Below are 17,071 nucleotides of genomic sequence, written 5' to 3'. Positions count from 1 at the left end.
CAGAAGATTCCTGGGGGTCGGCCCCCAGACCCCCTTAAGAAACTTCGGGCCCAACAAGGAGAGCAGGGAACCCAGATGGCGGAGCTCACGATCCGGCCGGAGGAGATCCGGGACGCACTGGATAACTTTGTCCAGTCGTACCAGCCGGACGCGGCCTCGCGCGAGGAGGTCGGTACGGTCAGCGTTGCCGGCGACGGCATCGCGAAGGTGGAGGGTCTGCCCTCCGCCATGGCGAACGAGCTGCTGAAGTTCGAGGACGGCACCCTCGGTCTCGCCCTCAACCTCGAGGAGCGCGAGATCGGTGCGATCGTCCTCGGCGAGTTCAGCGGAATCGAGGAGGGCCAGCCGGTGCAGCGCACCGGTGAGGTGCTCTCGGTCGGCGTCGGCGAGGGCTACCTCGGCCGCGTCGTCGACCCGCTCGGCAACCCGATCGACGGTCTCGGCGAGATCGAGACCGACAGCCGCCGCGCCCTCGAGCTGCAGGCCCCTGGCGTCATGGTCCGCAAGTCGGTGCACGAGCCGATGCAGACCGGCTACAAGGCCGTCGACGCCATGGTGCCGATCGGCCGAGGCCAGCGTCAGCTGATCATCGGCGACCGTCAGACGGGTAAGACCGCTCTGGCCGTCGACACGATCATCAACCAGCGCGACAACTGGCGCTCGGGCGACGTGAACAAGCAGGTCCGCTGCATCTACGTCGCCATCGGTCAGAAGGGTTCCACCATCGCCTCCGTGCGTGGTGCGCTCGAAGAGGCCGGTGCGCTGGAGTACACGACCATCGTCGCCGCCCCGGCGTCCGACCCGGCCGGCTTCAAGTACCTGGCGCCGTACACCGGTTCGGCCATCGGCCAGCACTGGATGTACCAGGGCAAGCACGTCCTGATCATCTTCGACGACCTCTCGAAGCAGGCCGACGCCTACCGCGCCGTGTCCCTGCTGCTGCGCCGCCCGCCGGGCCGCGAGGCCTACCCGGGCGACGTCTTCTACCTGCACTCGCGTCTGCTGGAGCGCTGCGCCAAGCTCTCCGACGAGATGGGCGCCGGTTCGATGACGGGCCTCCCGATCGTCGAGACCAAGGCGAACGACGTGTCGGCGTTCATTCCGACCAACGTCATCTCCATCACCGACGGCCAGTGCTTCCTGGAGTCCGACCTGTTCAACGCGGGTCAGCGTCCGGCGCTCAACGTCGGTATCTCGGTCTCCCGAGTCGGTGGCTCCGCCCAGCACAAGGCCATGAAGCAGGTCTCCGGCCGGCTTCGCGTGGACCTCGCCCAGTACCGCGAGCTGGAGGCGTTCGCCGCCTTCGGTTCCGACCTGGACGCGGCCTCGAAGGCCTCGCTGGAGCGCGGTAAGCGCATGGTCGAGCTGCTGAAGCAGCCGCAGTACGCCCCGTTCCCGATGGAGGAGCAGGTCGTCTCGGTCTGGGCCGGCACCACGGGCAAGATGGACGACGTCCCGGTCGAGGACATCCGTCGCTTCGAGGCCGAGCTGCTGGAGTTCCTGCGCCGTGAGCGCAAGGACCTCCTGACCAGCATCGCCGAGGGCGGCAAGATGTCCGACGACACGCTGCAGTCGATCGCCGACGCGATCGCCGCCTTCAAGCAGCAGTTCGAGACCTCGGACGGCAAGCTCCTGGGCGAGGGCTGATCGATGGGCGCTCAGCTTCGCGTTTACAAGCGCCGCATCCAAGCCGTCACCGCGACCAAGAAGATCACCAAGGCGATGGAGATGATCGCCGCCTCGCGCATCGTCAAGGCGCAGCGCAAGGTGGCGGCGTCCCAGCCGTACGCGACCGAGCTCACCCGTGCGGTGACCGCGGTGGCGACCGGCTCCAACGCCAAGCACCCGCTCACCACCGAGGTCGACGCCCCGACCCGGGCCGCGGTCCTGCTCGTCACGAGCGACCGCGGGCTGGCCGGCGGCTACTCCTCCAACGCCATCAAGGCCGCGGAGCGACTGCGGGAGCGCCTTGCCTCCGAGGGCAAGGAGGTCGACACGTACATCGTCGGCCGCAAGGGTGTCGCGTACTACGGCTTCCGCGAGCGCAAGGTCGAGGACTCCTGGACCGGCTTCACCGACAACCCGGCGTACTCCGATGCCAAGAGCATCGCCGCCCCGTTGATCGAGGCCATCCAGAAGGAAACGGCCGAGGGCGGCGTCGACGAGCTGCACATCGTCTTCACGGAATTCGTGTCGATGATGACGCAGAACGCGGTCGACGACCGGATGCTGCCGCTTTCGCTCGACGAGGTGGCCGAGGAGAGCACCCGCAAGGGTGAGATCCTTCCGCTGTTCGAGTTCGAGCCGTCGGCCGAGGACGTCCTGGACGCCCTTCTGCCGCGCTACGTCGAGAGCCGCATCTACAACGCACTGCTGCAGGCAGCCGCTTCCGAGCACGCTGCCCGCCGCCGCGCGATGAAGTCGGCGACCGACAATGCCGGGGACCTCATCAAGAGCCTGTCCCGGCTTGCCAACGCGGCCCGACAGGCCGAAATCACCCAGGAAATCAGCGAGATCGTCGGCGGTGCCAGTGCTCTGGCCGACGCGACCGCGGGGAGTGACAAGTAATGACGACGACAGTTGAGACGGCCGCTGCCACGGGCCGCGTCGCCCGGGTCATCGGCCCGGTCGTCGACGTGGAGTTCCCCGTCGACGCGATGCCGGAGATCTACAACGCCCTCCACATCGAGGTCGCCGACCCGGCCGAGGACGGCGCCCGCAAGACGCTGACCCTCGAAGTCGCCCAGCACTTGGGCGACGGCATGGTCCGCGCGATCTCGATGCAGCCCACCGACGGCGTGGTCCGCCAGGCCCCGGTGACCAACACGGGCACGGGCATCACCGTCCCCGTCGGTGACATCACCAAGGGCAAGGTGTTCAACACCCTCGGTCAGATCCTGAACGAGCCGGAGGCCGAGGCGCAGATCACCGAGCGCTGGCCGATCCACCGCAAGGCCCCGGCCTTCGACCAGCTCGAGTCGAAGACCGAGATGTTCGAGACCGGCCTGAAGGTCGTCGACCTGCTGACCCCGTACGTCAAGGGCGGCAAGATCGGTCTGTTCGGTGGTGCGGGCGTCGGCAAGACGGTCCTCATCCAGGAAATGATCATGCGTGTGGCGAAGCTGCACGACGGTGTGTCGGTGTTCGCCGGTGTCGGCGAGCGCACCCGTGAGGGCAACGACCTCATCGACGAGATGACCGAGTCGGGCGTTCTGGAGAAGACCGCGCTCGTCTTCGGCCAGATGGACGAGCCGCCGGGGACGCGTCTGCGCGTGGCCCTGTCCGCCCTGACCATGGCGGAGTACTTCCGCGATGTGCAGAAGCAGGACGTGCTGCTCTTCATCGACAACATCTTCCGCTTCACGCAGGCCGGCTCCGAGGTCTCCACGCTGCTCGGCCGTATGCCGTCCGCGGTGGGTTACCAGCCGACCCTGGCCGACGAGATGGGTGTGCTCCAGGAGCGCATCACCTCGACGCGTGGTCACTCGATCACCTCGATGCAGGCGATCTACGTCCCCGCGGACGACCTGACCGACCCGGCCCCGGCCACCACGTTCGCCCACCTCGACGCGACGACGGTTCTCTCCCGTCCGATCTCCGAGAAGGGCATCTACCCGGCCGTGGACCCGCTGGACTCCACGTCCCGCATCCTGGACCCGCGCTACATCTCGCAGGACCACTACGCCGCGGCCAGCCGCGTCAAGGGGATCCTCCAGAAGTACAAGGACCTCCAGGACATCATCGCGATCCTCGGTATCGACGAGCTGGGCGAGGAGGACAAGCTCGTTGTCCACCGTGCCCGTCGCGTCGAGCGCTTCCTGTCGCAGAACACCCACGCCGCCAAGCAGTTCACCGGCCTGGACGGTTCGGACGTTCCGCTCGACGAGTCGATCTCCGCGTTCAACGCGATCTGCGACGGGGACTACGACCACTTCCCCGAGCAGGCGTTCTTCATGTGCGGTGGCCTGGACGACCTCAAGGCCAAGGCCAAGGAGCTCGGCGTCTCCTGAGCCTCCGGCTCACCGAGGGGGGTGGGTGTGTCCCGCCCCCCTCACCACGCCCCGTAGAATTGACCCAACACCCGGCCGGGCGGCCGGGTGGTGACCCGAGGAGCCACCCTTGGCTGCTGAGCTGCATGTCGAGCTGGTCGCCGCGGACCGAAGTGTCTGGTCCGGCGAGGCCACCCTGGTCGTCGCGCGTACCACGTCCGGCGACATCGGCGTCATGCCCGGTCACCAGCCGCTTCTCGGTGTGCTGGAATCGGGCCCGGTGACGATCCGTACGAGTGAGGGCGGCACCGTGATCGCCGCCGTGCACGGTGGATTCATCTCGTTCGCGGACGACAAGCTGTCGCTGCTGGCCGAGATCGCCGAGCTGGCCGACGAGATCGATGTCGAGCGCGCCGAGCGGGCGCTGGAGCTCGCGAAGTCGGACGCGGACGCCGCTGCCCAGCGGCGCGCCGATGTCCGACTGCGCGCGGTGGCGGTGCGCTAGCACCTCCACTGACAGATGTTTTTACTCAGCCGCGGCCCGAGCTGGAGCAATCCAGCCGTGTCGCGGCTGAGGCGATGCAGGTGCAATACGGTTTCGGTGTTCGTTACTCGACGATGCGAGGAGGTCGGTGGAGATGGTCCTCGCGTTGTGGGTGGGCGCGTCCGTCGTCGTCACGGTCCTGTTGGGACTGTTCGTCTTCGGCCTGCGCAGGCGGCTGATCCAGCGGTCCGGAGGGACCTTCGACTGCAGCCTGCGCTGGGATGTGTCCGAGGAACCCGACTCCCTCGGCAAAGGCTGGGTGTACGGGGTCGCCCGCTACAGCGGTGACCGCGTCGACTGGTTCCGGGTCTTCTCCTACGCTCCTCGCCCCCGCCGGGGCCTGGAGCGTTCTGCGATCGAGGTGATCGCCCGCCGGCTGCCGGAGGGCGAGGAGGAGCTGGCGCTCCTGTCCGACTCCGTCGTGCTCGGCTGTCTCCACCGGGGGACGCGCCTGGAGCTGGCGATGAGCGAGGACGCCCTGACCGGCTTCCTGGCCTGGCTGGAGGCGGCGCCGCCCGGCCAGAGGGTGAACGTCGCGTAGCGGAGCGCGTACACAGCGAGAAACCGGGGAGACGGGGGACGGACCCGTCTCCCCGGCGCTTTTCCGGGGTGGTGCTTCGCGCTACGGCGTGGGGATCACTTGAGACCGTTGGCGATCGCGCTCACGAGTTCGCCGTTGGTGGTGTCACCGGAGAACTCCCAGGAGAACGCGCCTCCCAGGCCCTGGTTCTTCGCCCAGGTCATCTTCGAGCCGATGGTGGCCGGAGTGTCGTAGCTCCACCAGTTGGTGCCGCAGTGGGCGTACGCGGTGCCGGCGATGGTGCCGGTGGCGGGGCAGGAGCTCTTGAGGACCTTGTAGTCCTCGATGCCCGCCTCGTACGTGCCCGGGGCCGCGCCGGTCGCCGTGCCGCCGGGGGCGGACTGGGTGACGCCGGTCCAGCCGCGGCCGTAGAAGCCGATGCCGAGGAGCAGCTTCTTGGCCGGGACTCCCTTCGCCTTGAGCTTGGCGATGGCGTCGGCGGAGGTGAAGCCCTGCTGGGGGATGCCGGTGTACGAGGTCAGCGGCGAGTGCGGGGCCGTCGGGCCCTTGGCCGCCCAGGCGCCGAAGAAGTCGTACGTCATCACGTTGTACCAGTCGAAGGACTGGGCCGCGCCGCCGTAGTCGGCCGCGTCGATCTTGCCGCCGTTGGAGCCGTCCGCGGTGATGGCGGCGGTGACCAGGTTCTTCGAGCCGAACTTGGCCCGCATCGCGTCGGCCATCGTCTTGATCGCGGCCGGGCCGCTGGTGTCACAGGTCAGACCACAGGCGTTCGGGTACTCCCAGTCCAGGTCGATGCCGTCGAAGACATCGGCCCAGCGGGGGTCCTCGACCAGGTCGTAGCAGGACTGGGCGAACGCGGCGGGGTTCTGGACGGCCTGGCCGAAGCCGCCGGACCAGGTCCAGCCGCCGAACGACCACAGCACCTTGATGTGCGGGTACTTGGCCTTCAGCTTGCGCAGCTGGTTGAAGTTGCCGCGCAGCGGCTGGTCCCAGGTGTCGGCGACGCCGTCGACGGACTGGTCGGCGGTGTACGCCTTGTCGTAGTCGGCGTAGGAGTCGCCGATGGTGCACTTGCCGTTCTGCACGTTGCCGAACGCGTAGTTGATGTGCGTGATCTTCGCCGCCGTGCCGGACGTCACCAGGTTCTTGACGTGGTAGTTGCGCCCGTAGACGCCCCAGTTGGTGAAGTAGCCCAGGTTGATCTTGTCGCCGCCGGGCTGCTCGCCGCCGCCACCGGTGGTGCGCACGGCGGTGGAGGCGGAGGCCGGGCCGGTCTGGTCGGCGGTGTCCCGGGCCTGCACGGCGTAGGAGTAGTCGGTGCCCGCCGTCAGGCCGGTGTTGGTGTACGTCGTGCCGGTGACCGTGGCGACCTTGGCACCGTCGCGCAGGACGTCGTAGTTCTTGACTCCCTTGTCGTCGGTGGCCGCGCTCCAGCTCAGCTTCACCGAGGTGTCGGTGATGTCGCCGGCGGTGGGCTTGCCGGGCGCGGAGGGCGGGTTGTCACCGGGAACGGTGGGGCCGCCGTCACAGGAGGCGCCGTTCAGCTTGCAGCCCGTGGGGGAGCCGGAGCCGCTGCCGTTGAAACCGAAGCTGATGCTGGCGCCCGGCGCCACGGTCCCGTTCCAGGAAAGGTTCTTCGCGGTCCAGTGGTTGCCGCTGCTGGTCACGGAGGCGTCCCAGGCGGAGCCGACCGAGGTGCCCGAGGGGAAGTCCCACTCGATGGTCCAGGAGGAGAGCGCGGTGGTGCCGGTGTTCTTCACCGTCCACTGGCCCTCGAAGCCGCTGCCCCAGTCCGACTTCTTGGTGTACGTGGCGGTGGCCGACGCGGCTGCCGATGCGGGGGAGGCCAGCCCCACCATCGCGGCCAGCGGTACGACGAGCGCGGTGAGGGCCGCGACGATCTTGGATCGGCCGCTGACGGCGGGCATCCATCTGAATCTGGAACGGCGTTGGGGGGTATCGGTGCTCAACGGTGCTCCTCGGGTGAGGTCCAACAAACGGGGATGATTCGTGGACTGCAAACCCTGCGCCGCCCTGAGTACGGGTGCTCTCGTACTCACCGCAGTGTGTGTTCGGTGACAGTAGAAAGGTCTGGACCAACCGTCAAGAGGTCTGGACCAAAGATGGCTGCCCGGCTCAGATCCCCAACTCCTGTGCCAGAACGGCCGCCTGAACCCTGCTGCGCAGCTCCAGTTTGCCCAGCAGCCTGCTGACGTGGGTCTTCACCGTCGCCTCGGCCATGGAGAGACGCAGCGCGATCTCCGCGTTCGACAGCCCCTCGCCCAGGCAGCCCAGCACCTCGCGCTCGCGCCGGGTGAGCGCCTCCAGTACGGCCGGATCGGCCGTGCCCCGGCCGCGCGCGGCTCCCGCTCCGGCTCCTGATCCGGCGAACTCGGCGATCAGCCGGCGGGTCACGGCCGGGGCGATCAGCCCCTCGCCGCGCGCCACCGTCCGTACCGCCTCCAGCAGATCGCGGGCGTCGGTGTTCTTCAGCAGGAAGCCCGAGGCGCCCGCGCGCAGCGCCCCGAAGACGTACTCGTCGAGATCGAACGTGGTGAGCACGAGGACGTCCGCCAGCTCCTCCGCGACGACCTGCCGGGTCGCCGACACCCCGTCCAGGCGCGGCATCTGCACATCCATCAGCACCAGGTCCGGGCGGAGTTCACGCGCCAGGCGCACCGCCGCCTCACCGTCCCCCGCCTCCCCGACGACCTCGATGTCCGGTGCGCTGGAGAGGATCAGCACCAGCCCCGCGCGCACCGCCGACTGGTCCTCCGCGACCAGTACCCGGATCGTCATTCCCGCATCGTCCTCTCCGTCACGGGCAGTTCGGCCCGCACGCGCCAGATCTTGGTTCCGTCGCCCTCCGGCTCCGCCCGCGCGGAGATCGTCCCACCGAGCAGCGCCACCCGCTCCCGCATGCCCACCAGGCCCGCCCCCGACCCGGGCGCCGTGGGACCGGTCCGGCTGCCGAACACACTCGTCACCTCGACCGTCAGCAGCTCCCCGGTCCGGCCCAGACGCACCGTCACCGGGCCCGGCGCCGCGTGCTTGAGGGCGTTGGTCAGGGACTCCTGCACGATCCGGTACGCGGCCAGCTCGACCGGCGTCGGCAGCGCGCCCGCCCCTGGGGCCCGGGTGTCCTCCAGGGCGCAGACGAGCCCGCCGGTCGCCCCGTTGACGTTCGCCTGCTCGACCAGGGCGTCCACGGCGTCCAGCGTCGGGGCCGCGACCGGGGTCTCGTCCTCACCGCCCTCCCGCAGCAGCCCGATGAGCCGGCGCATCTCCGCGAGCCCCTCGACGCTGTTCTCCCGGATCACCTTCAGGGCGTTGCGCGAGGTGTCCGGGTCGTCGATGGACAGGGCCGCCGTGGAGTGGATCGCCACGGCGGAGAGGTGGTTGGCCACCATGTCGTGCAGCTCCCGGGCCATCCGGGCCCGCTCGGCGACCACCGCCTGCGTCCGGTCCATCTCGGCGAGCCGCGCGGTCTGGGCGGCGGCCAGCCGGGCGTTGTCGGCGGCGGTGCGATGGCTGCGCACACTGACCCCGGTGAGGGCGGGAATGAAGGAGACCAGCCCGATGACCAGGCCGATCAGCAGCGCCTCGGGCTTCCGGAACCAGGCCAGGAAGCCGATGGTGGACGCGACGGTGATCAGGAGCGTGGCCGGCGGGAGGCGGCGGGCGGCGGCCGGGGTCCCGTACAGGACGGCGGCGTACATGACGTCCGTGAACATCAGGACGGTGGCGAGGTTGCCCCAGGTGAACTGGTCCGCCACCAGCGCGAGCGTGCCGATCGTCAGCGCTGTGCGCGGGGCGGTGCGGCGCAGCAGCTCGGCCGCGCCCATGGCGGTCAGCGGTACGAGGGTGGCCCAGGGTGCCAGGAGGGAGTGGCCGCCCTGGGTGTGGAGGCCCAGCCGCCACAGGAGCAGCCCCCCGAGCAGCCCGGAGACGGCCAGGGCCACCGCGTCGCGGTCGGGGCGGATCGAGGTGAGCACCCCTCCATCCAACACGCACCGCCGCCCCCGGACCTCCCTTCGCGGGCCGATCCGCGACTACATCGAAGGATGCAGTCCCGTTTCGTCACTGCCGACGACGTGTCCGCGCCCGGCGGCCGGGAGGCTGGAAGGGAACGGGAGGAGAGAGTCGTGATCGCCCTACTGGTCGTGGCCTGCGAGGTCGCATTCTGGGTTCTGCTGGCCGCCGGACTCGCCCTGCGGTACGTCGCGAGGAAACCGAGGCTCGGCGCGGCCGTGCTGCTGTGCGAGCCGGTGCTGGAGGTCGTGCTGCTGGTGGTGACGGCCGTCGACCTGAAGAACGGGGCCGAGCCCGACTGGAAGCACGGGCTGGCCGCCGTCTACATCGGCTTCACGGTGGGGCTGGGCCACCACACCATCAAGAAGGTGGACGCCTGGGTCGCCCATCGCTGGTTCGGCGGCCCGCCGCCGGTCAAGCCGCCGAAGTACGGCACGGCCCGCGCGATCCACGAGTGGCGCACGGCCGCCCGCTGGATCCTCGCAGCGGTGGTCGCCCTGGGCCTGCTCCAGGCGGCCGTCTGGTACGTCGGCCCGGACGGGGCGATCAGCTCTCTGCAGTCCTGGCAGCAGAAGATGGGCATCGTGATCGGGATCAACCTGATCATCGCCGGAAGCTACACGCTGTTCCCGAAGCAGGGCCCCAAGGACGCGGTGGAGCAACGCGAGCGGATCGACCGCTAGCGCTCACCGCCCGGCACCCACAGCACGTCCCCGACCTCCTTGTTCGCGCTCCGCGCCAGGATGAACAGGAGGTCGGAGAGGCGGTTGAGGTACATGGCGGTCAGGGTGTTCATCGACTCGCCGTGCACCTCCAGGGCCGCCCAGGTGGACCGCTCGGCCCGCCGGACCACCGTGCACGCCTGGTGCAGCAGCGCCGCCCCCGGCGTACCGCCCGGCAGGATGAAGCTGCGCAGCTTCTCCAGCTCCTCCAGGAAGCGGTCGCAGTCCGCCTCCAGCTTGTCGATGTAGGACTGCTCGACCCGCAGCGGCGGATACTTCGGGTCCTCGACCACCGGGGTCGACAGGTCCGCGCCCACGTCGAAGAGGTCGTTCTGGACGCGGACGAGGACCTTCACCACGTCCTCGGGCAGCTGCCCGAGCGCGATGGCGGTCCCGATCACCGCGTTGGCCTCGTTGGCGTCCGCGTACGCCGAGATCCGCAGATCGGTCTTGGCGGTGCGGCTCATGTCGCCGAGGGCCGTCGTGCCCTGGTCGCCGGTCCGGGTGTAGATGCGCGTCAGATTGACCATGGGGTCAGCGTAGTTATGCTCCGGCCCGTCGGAAGACCCGTGTGCCCACTGTCACGGCCGCGGCGGCGAAGCCCGCGGCGACCAGGACCCCGTAGAGCATGTGCGTCGTCGCGTACGAGCCCGTGTAGGCGTCCCGCACCGCGTCCACCAGATAGCGGAACGGCGTGAAGTGCGAGAGCACGTCCAGCCAGCCGGGGCCGAGCGTGATGGGCAGCATCAGGCCGGAGAGCAGCATGGCCGGCATCGTCACCGCGTTGATCACCGGCCCGAACTCCTGCGGGGTGGAGACGCGCAGGGCCAGGGCGTACGAGAGGGAGGCCAGCGAGAGCGCCAGCACCCCGGTGAACGCGAAGCCGATCAGGATGCCGGCCAGCGGGGCGCGCAACCCCATGAGCAGCGCGGCGAGCACCAGCAGGACGGCCTGGAAGGTGAACAGCAGGGCGTCGCGCAGCACCCGCCCCAGCAGCAGGGCCAGCCGGCTGACCGGGGTCACCCGCATCCGTTCGACCACGCCCGTCGACTTCTCGACGATGATCGCGAAACCGGCGAAGGACGCGCCGAACAGGCTGAGTTGGAGGAGCAGACCGGGCACCAGGATCTGCCAGGAGTCGGCGGGGGAGCCGAGCGGCAGGTCCTGGAGCAGTGGGCCGAAGAAGAGCAGATAGAGCAGCGGCATCAGCATCCCGAAGAAGATCTGGAAGCGGGAGCGCAGGGTCTGGCGGGCGTAGCGCCCGAAGATGATCGCGGTGTCGTGGAAGAGCACGGTCGGGGTCCTATACGGCTGCGGGGGCGGGGTCGGCGGGGGTGACGGGACGGCCGGTGGCTGCCAGGAACGCGTCCTGGAGGGCGGCGTCGGGGGAGCCGGCGTACCGGGTCTTCAGCTCGGCCGGAGAGCCTTCGGCGACCACCGTGCCGCCGTCGACGATGACCAGCCGGTCCGCCAGCGCGTCGGCCTCGTCGAGGTAGTGCGTGGTCAGGACGACGGTGGTGCCGTGGTCGTCGCGCAGGCTCCGCACCAGGTCCCACAGGTCGGCCCGGCTGCCGGGGTCCAGGCCCGTGGTGGGCTCGTCCAGGAAGAGCACGGCCGGGCGGTGGGTGAGGCCCATGGCGATGTCGAGCCGCCGCCGCTGGCCCCCGGAGAGGCTCGCTGCCTTCCGGTCGAGCAGCCCGTCCAGACCGAGGTCGGCGGCCAGCTCCTCGGCGCGCGCGGCCGCCTCAGCCCGGCTCAGCCGGTACAGCCTGCCCTGGGTGACCAGCTCCTCCCGGACGGTCAGGAACGGGTCGACGCCGCCGGACTGGGCGACGTACCCGCAGACGGCGCGGACGGCAGCCGGGTCCGCGAGCAGGTCGTGGCCCGCCACGGTGGCGGCCCCGCCGGTCGGGGCGAGCAGCGTCGTGAGCATGCGCAGGGTGGTCGTCTTGCCCGCGCCGTTGGGGCCGAGGAGGGCGACGATCTCTCCCGCGCGGATGGTCAGGTCGATGCGGCGGACGGCTTCCACCGGGCCGCTCGGGGTCGTGAAGGTCCGGGCCAGCCCGGAGGTGCTGATGACGGTCATGGGGTCAGAAAAACAGAGCCAGTGAAAAAATGCAATGACTCCAAAATTTCAGAGACGCCATGATCGTGCGGTGCGTCCTACGATGGAGGCATGGCTGAGGGACTCAGGGAACGCAAGAAGCGCCAGGCCAGGCAGCGCATCTCGGACATGGCGACCGGGCTGTTCCTCGAACACGGCTTCGTGACGGTGACCGTCGCCGAGATCGCCGAACTGGCCGATGTCTCCGTCAACACCGTCTACAACTACTTCCCGGCCAAGGAGGACCTCTTCCTCGACCGGATGAAGCACGTCACCCAGCGCGTCGCCCGGTACGTCCGTGCCCGCGACCGGGGCGAGTCCGCCGCCGAGGCCGTCCTGCGCGAGGTGCGCGCCGCCGTCGTGGCCGTTTCCCCGGAGTTCGGTCTCATGGACGGCTTCGCCGACTTCATGCGCGTCATCGAGGACGCCCCGACCCTCAAGGCCCGCCTCTGGTACCTCCAGCAGGAGGTGCTCCAGGCCGTCGTCGCCACCCTGCGCGAGGACACCGGCGCGAGCGAGGACGACCCGCTGCCGCTCCTCGTCGGCGGCCAGATCGCCTGGATCGAGCACGCCCTCGTCGGCTATGTCAGCCAGGAGATGATGAAGGGCCGCAAGGCCGTCGACGTCTCCCACGACGCCCTCGGCGTCCTCGACGAGATCGAGGGGCTGCTCAGCGACCAGGTCCTCAACTACGCGCGGCGCGGAGCCGAATGACGCGTCCCGGTGTGATGTCCGTCATCTGAGACGTGACGCGCATCTCTTCACCGCCCCAGCGCGCCCGACGGGTACTAACCTCCGCCGGAGAGTTATGTGAACCGCCGTGAACTCAAGCGCACGGGCGAACAGAAACCAAGGAGTGCGAACGTGGCCAGGAAGCTCGCCGTCATCGGGGCCGGTCTCATGGGATCCGGGATCGCGCAGGTCTCCGCCCAGGCGGGCTGGGACGTCGTGCTGCGGGACGTCACCGACGCCGCGCTGACCCGGGGCCGGGACGGCATCAAGGCCTCGTACGACAAGTTCGTCGCCAAGGGCAAGCTGGCGGCGGCCGACGCCGAGGCCGCGCTCGCCCGCATCACGACGACCACCGACCTCGACGCCGTGGCCGACGCGGACGTCGTCGTGGAGGCCGTCTTCGAGAAGCTCGAAGTCAAGCACGAGATCTTCCGCACCCTCGACAAGGTCGTCGGCGAGCACACCGTCCTCGCGTCCAACACCTCCGCCATCCCGATCACCAAGATCGCGGCCGTGACGGAGCGTCCGGAGCGCGTCGTCGGCGTGCACTTCTTCTCGCCGGTCCCGATGATGCAGCTCTGCGAGCTGGTGCGCGGATACAAGACGAGCGACGAAACCCTCGCCACCGCACGGGAGTTCGCCGAGTCGGTCGGCAAGACCTGCATCGTCGTCAACCGCGACGTGGCGGGCTTCGTCACCACCCGGCTGATCTCGGCGCTCGTCGTCGAGGCCGCCAAGCTGTACGAGTCGGGCGTCGCCTCGGCCGAGGACATCGACATCGCCTGCAAGCTGGGCTTCGGCCACGCCATGGGCCCGCTCGCCACCGCGGACCTGACCGGCGTCGACATCCTGCTGCACGCCACGAGCAACATCTACACCGAGTCGCAGGACGAGAAGTTCGCCGCCCCGGAGCTGATGCGCCGGATGGTCGACGCAGGTGACATCGGGCGCAAGAGCGGGCAGGGCTTCTACACGTACTGATCGGATCCGCCCCTCGGCCCGCTCGGGCCACCGCTGTCCGGGCCGGGGGAGCCGGGGATTCTACCCGGCAGTGACCGGCCGCCGGCGAACCGGAGTCACTCCACCGAGTGAATTCGGTATCGGTTCGCTTACAGACGGCAACTTCCCTGTCGCTGAGGCAGTCAGTGGTGGCAGAGGCAGGGCCGGCGGCCGACGCCGGAACGGCCGGACAGGCAGAGCAGACAGAGCAGGCAGACAGATTCGGACAGCCGGACAGCCGGACTTTCTACGGAGCACGACCGGGGAGCGCATATGCACATCAGGGGCGACCACGTCGAGCTGGTCGTCGGGGGCCGCCTCGACGTCCGAAGCGCGGCGGACGCCCGTACGGTCCTGCACTCCGCCGTGGACGACGGAGTCGGCGACCTCGTGCTGGACCTGACCGAGCTGGACTCCTGGGACGCCACCGGACTCGGCGTCATCATGGGGGCCCACCGCCGGGCCGGACGGGCCGGCCGCCGCCTCGTGCTGCGCGGCGTGCCACCGCAGATGCAGCGCCTCCTGGTGGCCACCCGGCTGCACCGCATCCTGGCCATCGAGGGCGGCATCGCCGCGGAGTCGCTGCCGCGCGTCTGAGGACCTGCCGGGCGGACGGACCGTGTCCGGCGGCAGAAGAAGTCACGCAATCCTCACCGGACCGTGACGTCCTGGACGGCGTGGCACCCCGGCGGTTTGTGGATACTGTGCCAAGGTCTAGGGTTCGGCCGTCCGCCGAATGACAACGAACCCATGGGCGGACACCGGACCGGAAGCGACAGCGGGGCGCGTGAGAGGCCGGGAGGGGCAACCGCGCACGACGCGTCTGGGGGACTTTGCGATGGACCCGACACACCGGGCACCCGATGAGTACGGGCAGGGCCATGACCGTTCCGGCGGCGAGCCCGGCCCCCGTCGGCCGTCCCGCGACTCCGGCGGCGCCGACTTCGGCCAGCAGACGCCGCAGCAGGTCCGCGTGGTCCAGCTGACCGCCGGCGACCTGCTGCTGACGGTCAACCCCGTCGACGGCAGCGAGGTCGAGGCCATCCCGCCCGGCTCCGGCCCCGGCGCCCCGGTCCGCCGCACCCCCGCCGAACGCGCCGACCACGAACGCGCCGGCGCACCCCCGGTGCCCGCGGGCCCGCCCGCCCCGCAACTGCCCCTCCTGGAGCGTCAGGAGGAGCGTGAGCGGCTGGTCCGCCTGCTGGCGCGCGGCCGCAGCGTCCGCCTCACCGGCCAGGCCGGCTCCGGCCGCACCGCACTGCTTGACGCCGTCGCCGCCGACTCCGCGGACCTGGCCCCTGACGGGGTCGTCCGGCTCAACGGCCGCGGCCGCACCGGCACCGATCTGCTGCACGCCCTCTTCGACACCGTGTACAAGGCCCCGGGCCACCGCCCCGACCGCGACGAACTGCTCGCGCTCGTCCGGTCCGTCGGCGCCGTCGTCACCGTCGACGACCTGGAGATCGGCGGAGCGGCCCTCGACGAACTGCTCGCCGCCACCCCCGAGTGCGCCTTCCTGCTCGCCGCCACCCCCGACACCACCACTCCCGGCCTCGACGCCCACCTGGAGGAGGTGCTCCTCGCCGGCCTCGGCCGCGGCGCCTCGCTGGCCCTGCTGGAGAAGGTCGTCGAGCGCCCCCTCACCGAGGAGGAGCGGAACTGGGCGGGCGACCTCTGGTTCGAGTCCGAGGGCCTGCCGCTCCGCTTCGTCCAGGCCGGCTCCCTCCTCGTCCAGCGCGACCGGCTGCGGGAGACCCCCGAAGCCTTCGACGAGTACGACTACTTCGAGCCACGCGCGGACGACGCGCCCAAGGCCGCCACCGCACCGACCGGCGAAGGCCTCGACGTCCCCCTGCCGAGCCTCGGCGAGGGCGCCGCGCCCGCCGAGCTGCTCGCCTCCCGGCTCAGCGAGGCGGCCCGCGCCACTCTGCGCTTCGCCGTCGCCCTCGGCGGCGAGGTACCCCACCAGGCCCATCTGCCGGCCCTCGTGGGCGACACCCACGCGGACGCCGCCCTCGGCGAACTCGCGGGCTGCGGCCTGCTCTCCCCGGCCGGCCCGCGCTACCGCCTCGCCGCCGGGGTCCTCGCCCAGCTCGTGGCGGCCGGATACGAGGACGACGCCTCCGCCCACGCCCGTACCGCCGCCCAGCACTACGCCTGGTGGTCCTCGCACCCCTCGGTCACCCCGCAGCGGGCCGTCGTCGAGGCCGACGCGATCGTCGCCTCCCTGGCCCGGCTGGTCCCGGGCGACGAGGCGGGGGCGGCCAGCGCGGCCGTCCTGCTGGCCCGCAGCGCCTCCCCGGCCTTCGCGGCGGGTCTGGGCTGGGGAGCCTGGGAGCGGGCCCTCAGGATCGGCCAGGAGGCCGCCAGGATCGCCGGCGAGGTCGCCGAGGAGGCCTACTTCCACCACGAGTTGGGCGTCCTCGCGCTCTGCACCGGCCATCCGGACCGGGCCCGCACCGAGCTGGAGACCTCGATCGGGATGCGCGGCGTGCTCGCCGACAAGTCCGGTGCCGTGGCCGGACGCCGCGCGCTCGCCCTGGTCGCGGACCGCTCCGGCGACTTCGCCCCCCTCGGCCGGACCTCCTCGGGCGACGAGGCGGCCGCCGTACGCCAGGACGCCCCGGGGACGCCGCCCGGCGGGATGCCGGGTGCGCCGCTGTTCCTCCGCGACACCGCCGAGGAGGAGCGGCCCACGGTCATCTCCTCGCTGCCGCCGGGCCCCGCCGCGCGCAAGGGCTCCGGCCGCGCCGTCCTGGGCGGCGCCCGGCGCAACCTGGCCGCCGCGGGCGCGGGCGCTCTGCTGATCGCGGTGCTCGGCACCGTCGTCACGCTCGGCGTCACCTCGGGCGACGGCGACGAGCCGGACAGCCGCAACGTCACCACCGAGCAGACCGCCACCGAGGACGCGACCGACGACGGCCTGCCCGCGGACGAGCCGGACGACGGCTCCGCCCCCGCCGGTGACCCCACCGGCGAGACGTCCACGACCCCCGGCCCCTCGGATTCGGCGAGCCCCAGCACCTCCGGCACCCCGTCCCCGAGCGCCTCCACGACGGGCGGTACGTCTCCGGGGACGGGCAGTCCGACGGGCGGGGAGAGCAGTTCCTCCGGCGATCCCTCGCCGAGCGGAAAGCCGACGAAGCCCACCAAGCCTCCGACGACCCCGCCCACCACCCCGCCGACGACTCCGCCCACCGAGACGCCGACGACCCCGCCGACCGAAACGCCCACCGACGGGCCGGAGCCGCCTCCGGCGGAGGGTTCCTCCTCCGCCGGTGGACCCGTCGAGTCGGCGAGCGCGCCCGAGTCCGACGCCGCCACCGACCCGGCGCTCTGAGCAGTTCGGCCCCGGGACGGACGAAAGCCGGGCGGGGGGCCCAACCCCGCGAGCCCCCCCCCCGAGAG

General features: G+C 70.7%; 16 protein-coding genes. 10 read left to right on the top strand and 6 right to left on the bottom strand.

The window, feature by feature from the left end; translation table 11 throughout:
• Positions 1-75 precede the first annotated feature (75 nt).
• From atpA to ACFWRV_RS14035, 5 genes are all read left to right on the top strand, one after another.
• Positions 76-1,647, top strand: a complete 1,572-nt coding sequence (gene atpA / locus ACFWRV_RS14055) for a F0F1 ATP synthase subunit alpha (RefSeq protein ID WP_069738916.1) — start codon at positions 76-78, stop codon at positions 1,645-1,647.
• Positions 1,648-1,650: 3 nt separating this feature from the next.
• Positions 1,651-2,568 carry a F0F1 ATP synthase subunit gamma gene (locus tag ACFWRV_RS14050; protein ID WP_384333299.1) on the top strand — a complete coding sequence of 306 codons (918 nt, stop codon included), beginning with the start codon at positions 1,651-1,653 and terminating at the stop codon, positions 2,566-2,568.
• Positions 2,568-4,010, top strand: a complete 1,443-nt coding sequence (atpD, locus tag ACFWRV_RS14045) for a F0F1 ATP synthase subunit beta (RefSeq protein ID WP_371625936.1) — start codon at positions 2,568-2,570, stop codon at positions 4,008-4,010. Before ACFWRV_RS14050 ends, atpD begins: the two co-directional genes overlap by 1 nt.
• A gap of 109 nt (positions 4,011-4,119) precedes the next feature.
• Complete coding sequence (locus ACFWRV_RS14040) at positions 4,120-4,494, top strand: F0F1 ATP synthase subunit epsilon (protein ID WP_003966248.1); 375 nt, start codon at positions 4,120-4,122, stop codon at positions 4,492-4,494.
• A gap of 133 nt (positions 4,495-4,627) precedes the next feature.
• Positions 4,628-5,074, top strand: a complete 447-nt coding sequence (locus ACFWRV_RS14035; protein WP_384333370.1) for a DUF2550 domain-containing protein — start codon at positions 4,628-4,630, stop codon at positions 5,072-5,074.
• A gap of 95 nt (positions 5,075-5,169) precedes the next feature.
• Here ACFWRV_RS14035 and ACFWRV_RS14030 read toward each other — a convergent pair whose 3' ends face one another.
• The 3 genes from ACFWRV_RS14030 to ACFWRV_RS14020 all read right to left on the bottom strand — a co-directional run bounded on the left by ACFWRV_RS14030 (position 5,170) and on the right by ACFWRV_RS14020 (position 9,069).
• Complete coding sequence (locus ACFWRV_RS14030; RefSeq protein ID WP_384333295.1) at positions 5,170-7,044, bottom strand: glycosyl hydrolase family 18 protein; 1,875 nt, start codon at positions 7,042-7,044, stop codon at positions 5,170-5,172.
• A gap of 166 nt (positions 7,045-7,210) precedes the next feature.
• Positions 7,211-7,873: a response regulator gene (locus ACFWRV_RS14025; RefSeq protein WP_384333292.1), complete on the bottom strand. Its 663-nt coding sequence runs from the start codon at positions 7,871-7,873 to the stop codon at positions 7,211-7,213.
• Positions 7,870-9,069: a sensor histidine kinase gene (locus tag ACFWRV_RS14020; protein WP_384333289.1), complete on the bottom strand. Its 1,200-nt coding sequence runs from the start codon at positions 9,067-9,069 to the stop codon at positions 7,870-7,872. The genes ACFWRV_RS14025 and ACFWRV_RS14020 overlap by 4 nt, the downstream gene beginning before the upstream one ends.
• A 150-nt stretch (positions 9,070-9,219) precedes the next feature.
• Between ACFWRV_RS14020 and ACFWRV_RS14015 the strand changes: the two genes are divergently transcribed.
• Positions 9,220-9,789, top strand: a complete 570-nt coding sequence (locus ACFWRV_RS14015; protein ID WP_384333286.1) for a hypothetical protein — start codon at positions 9,220-9,222, stop codon at positions 9,787-9,789.
• On the opposite strand, the gene ACFWRV_RS14010 is transcribed toward ACFWRV_RS14015, so the two are convergent.
• Genes ACFWRV_RS14010 through ACFWRV_RS14000 form a run of 3 tightly spaced genes read right to left on the bottom strand, consistent with a single transcriptional unit; the run spans position 9,786 to position 11,914 of the window.
• Positions 9,786-10,358, bottom strand: coding sequence for a cob(I)yrinic acid a,c-diamide adenosyltransferase (locus ACFWRV_RS14010; RefSeq protein WP_384333283.1), 573 nt, complete (start codon positions 10,356-10,358; stop codon positions 9,786-9,788). The genes ACFWRV_RS14015 and ACFWRV_RS14010 overlap by 4 nt on opposite strands.
• A 13-nt stretch (positions 10,359-10,371) precedes the next feature.
• Positions 10,372-11,121, bottom strand: a complete 750-nt coding sequence (locus tag ACFWRV_RS14005; RefSeq protein ID WP_384333280.1) for an ABC transporter permease — start codon at positions 11,119-11,121, stop codon at positions 10,372-10,374.
• 10 nt (positions 11,122-11,131) lie between these two features.
• Positions 11,132-11,914 (bottom strand): ABC transporter ATP-binding protein, encoded by a 783-nt coding sequence (locus ACFWRV_RS14000; RefSeq protein ID WP_384333277.1) that lies wholly within the window; start codon positions 11,912-11,914, stop codon positions 11,132-11,134.
• Between the two features lie 90 nt (positions 11,915-12,004).
• On the opposite strand from ACFWRV_RS14000, the gene ACFWRV_RS13995 reads away from it, so the two are divergent.
• The 4 genes from ACFWRV_RS13995 (at position 12,005) to ACFWRV_RS13980 (ending at position 17,003) form a co-directional block, all read left to right on the top strand.
• Positions 12,005-12,646: a TetR/AcrR family transcriptional regulator gene (locus tag ACFWRV_RS13995; RefSeq protein WP_384333274.1), complete on the top strand. Its 642-nt coding sequence runs from the start codon at positions 12,005-12,007 to the stop codon at positions 12,644-12,646.
• Between the two features lie 150 nt (positions 12,647-12,796).
• Complete coding sequence (locus tag ACFWRV_RS13990; RefSeq protein WP_384333271.1) at positions 12,797-13,645, top strand: 3-hydroxyacyl-CoA dehydrogenase family protein; 849 nt, start codon at positions 12,797-12,799, stop codon at positions 13,643-13,645.
• Between the two features lie 291 nt (positions 13,646-13,936).
• Positions 13,937-14,260 carry an STAS domain-containing protein gene (locus ACFWRV_RS13985; protein WP_215111376.1) on the top strand — a complete coding sequence of 108 codons (324 nt, stop codon included), beginning with the start codon at positions 13,937-13,939 and terminating at the stop codon, positions 14,258-14,260.
• Between the two features lie 241 nt (positions 14,261-14,501).
• Positions 14,502-17,003, top strand: coding sequence for an ATP-binding protein (locus ACFWRV_RS13980; RefSeq protein WP_384333268.1), 2,502 nt, complete (start codon positions 14,502-14,504; stop codon positions 17,001-17,003).
• The last annotated feature ends 68 nt before the right edge of the window (positions 17,004-17,071 follow it).

Origin of the sequence: Streptomyces sp. NPDC058576 (assembly GCF_042718715.1) — a bacterium.
Classification (GTDB): Bacteria; Actinomycetota; Actinomycetes; order Streptomycetales; family Streptomycetaceae; genus Streptomyces.
Note: the sequence above shows the minus strand (reverse complement) of the source record. Positions and strands in the feature narration are given on the sequence as shown.

What these genes read in the sequence shown, in the direction of transcription:
- atpA (WP_069738916.1), top strand. Translation starts at nt 76, where the DNA reads ATGGCGGAGCTCACGATCCGGCCGGAGGAGATCCGGGACGCACTGGAT.
- ACFWRV_RS14050 (WP_384333299.1), top strand. Translation starts at nt 1,651, where the DNA reads ATGGGCGCTCAGCTTCGCGTTTACAAGCGCCGCATCCAAGCCGTCACC.
- atpD (WP_371625936.1), top strand. Translation starts at nt 2,568, where the DNA reads ATGACGACGACAGTTGAGACGGCCGCTGCCACGGGCCGCGTCGCCCGG.
- ACFWRV_RS14035 (WP_384333370.1), top strand. Translation starts at nt 4,628, where the DNA reads ATGGTCCTCGCGTTGTGGGTGGGCGCGTCCGTCGTCGTCACGGTCCTG.
- ACFWRV_RS14025 (WP_384333292.1), bottom strand. Translation starts at nt 7,873, where the DNA reads ATGACGATCCGGGTACTGGTCGCGGAGGACCAGTCGGCGGTGCGCGCG.
- ACFWRV_RS14010 (WP_384333283.1), bottom strand. Translation starts at nt 10,358, where the DNA reads ATGGTCAATCTGACGCGCATCTACACCCGGACCGGCGACCAGGGCACG.
- ACFWRV_RS14000 (WP_384333277.1), bottom strand. Translation starts at nt 11,914, where the DNA reads ATGACCGTCATCAGCACCTCCGGGCTGGCCCGGACCTTCACGACCCCG.
- ACFWRV_RS13995 (WP_384333274.1), top strand. Translation starts at nt 12,005, where the DNA reads ATGGCTGAGGGACTCAGGGAACGCAAGAAGCGCCAGGCCAGGCAGCGC.
- ACFWRV_RS13985 (WP_215111376.1), top strand. Translation starts at nt 13,937, where the DNA reads ATGCACATCAGGGGCGACCACGTCGAGCTGGTCGTCGGGGGCCGCCTC.
- ACFWRV_RS13980 (WP_384333268.1), top strand. Translation starts at nt 14,502, where the DNA reads ATGGACCCGACACACCGGGCACCCGATGAGTACGGGCAGGGCCATGAC.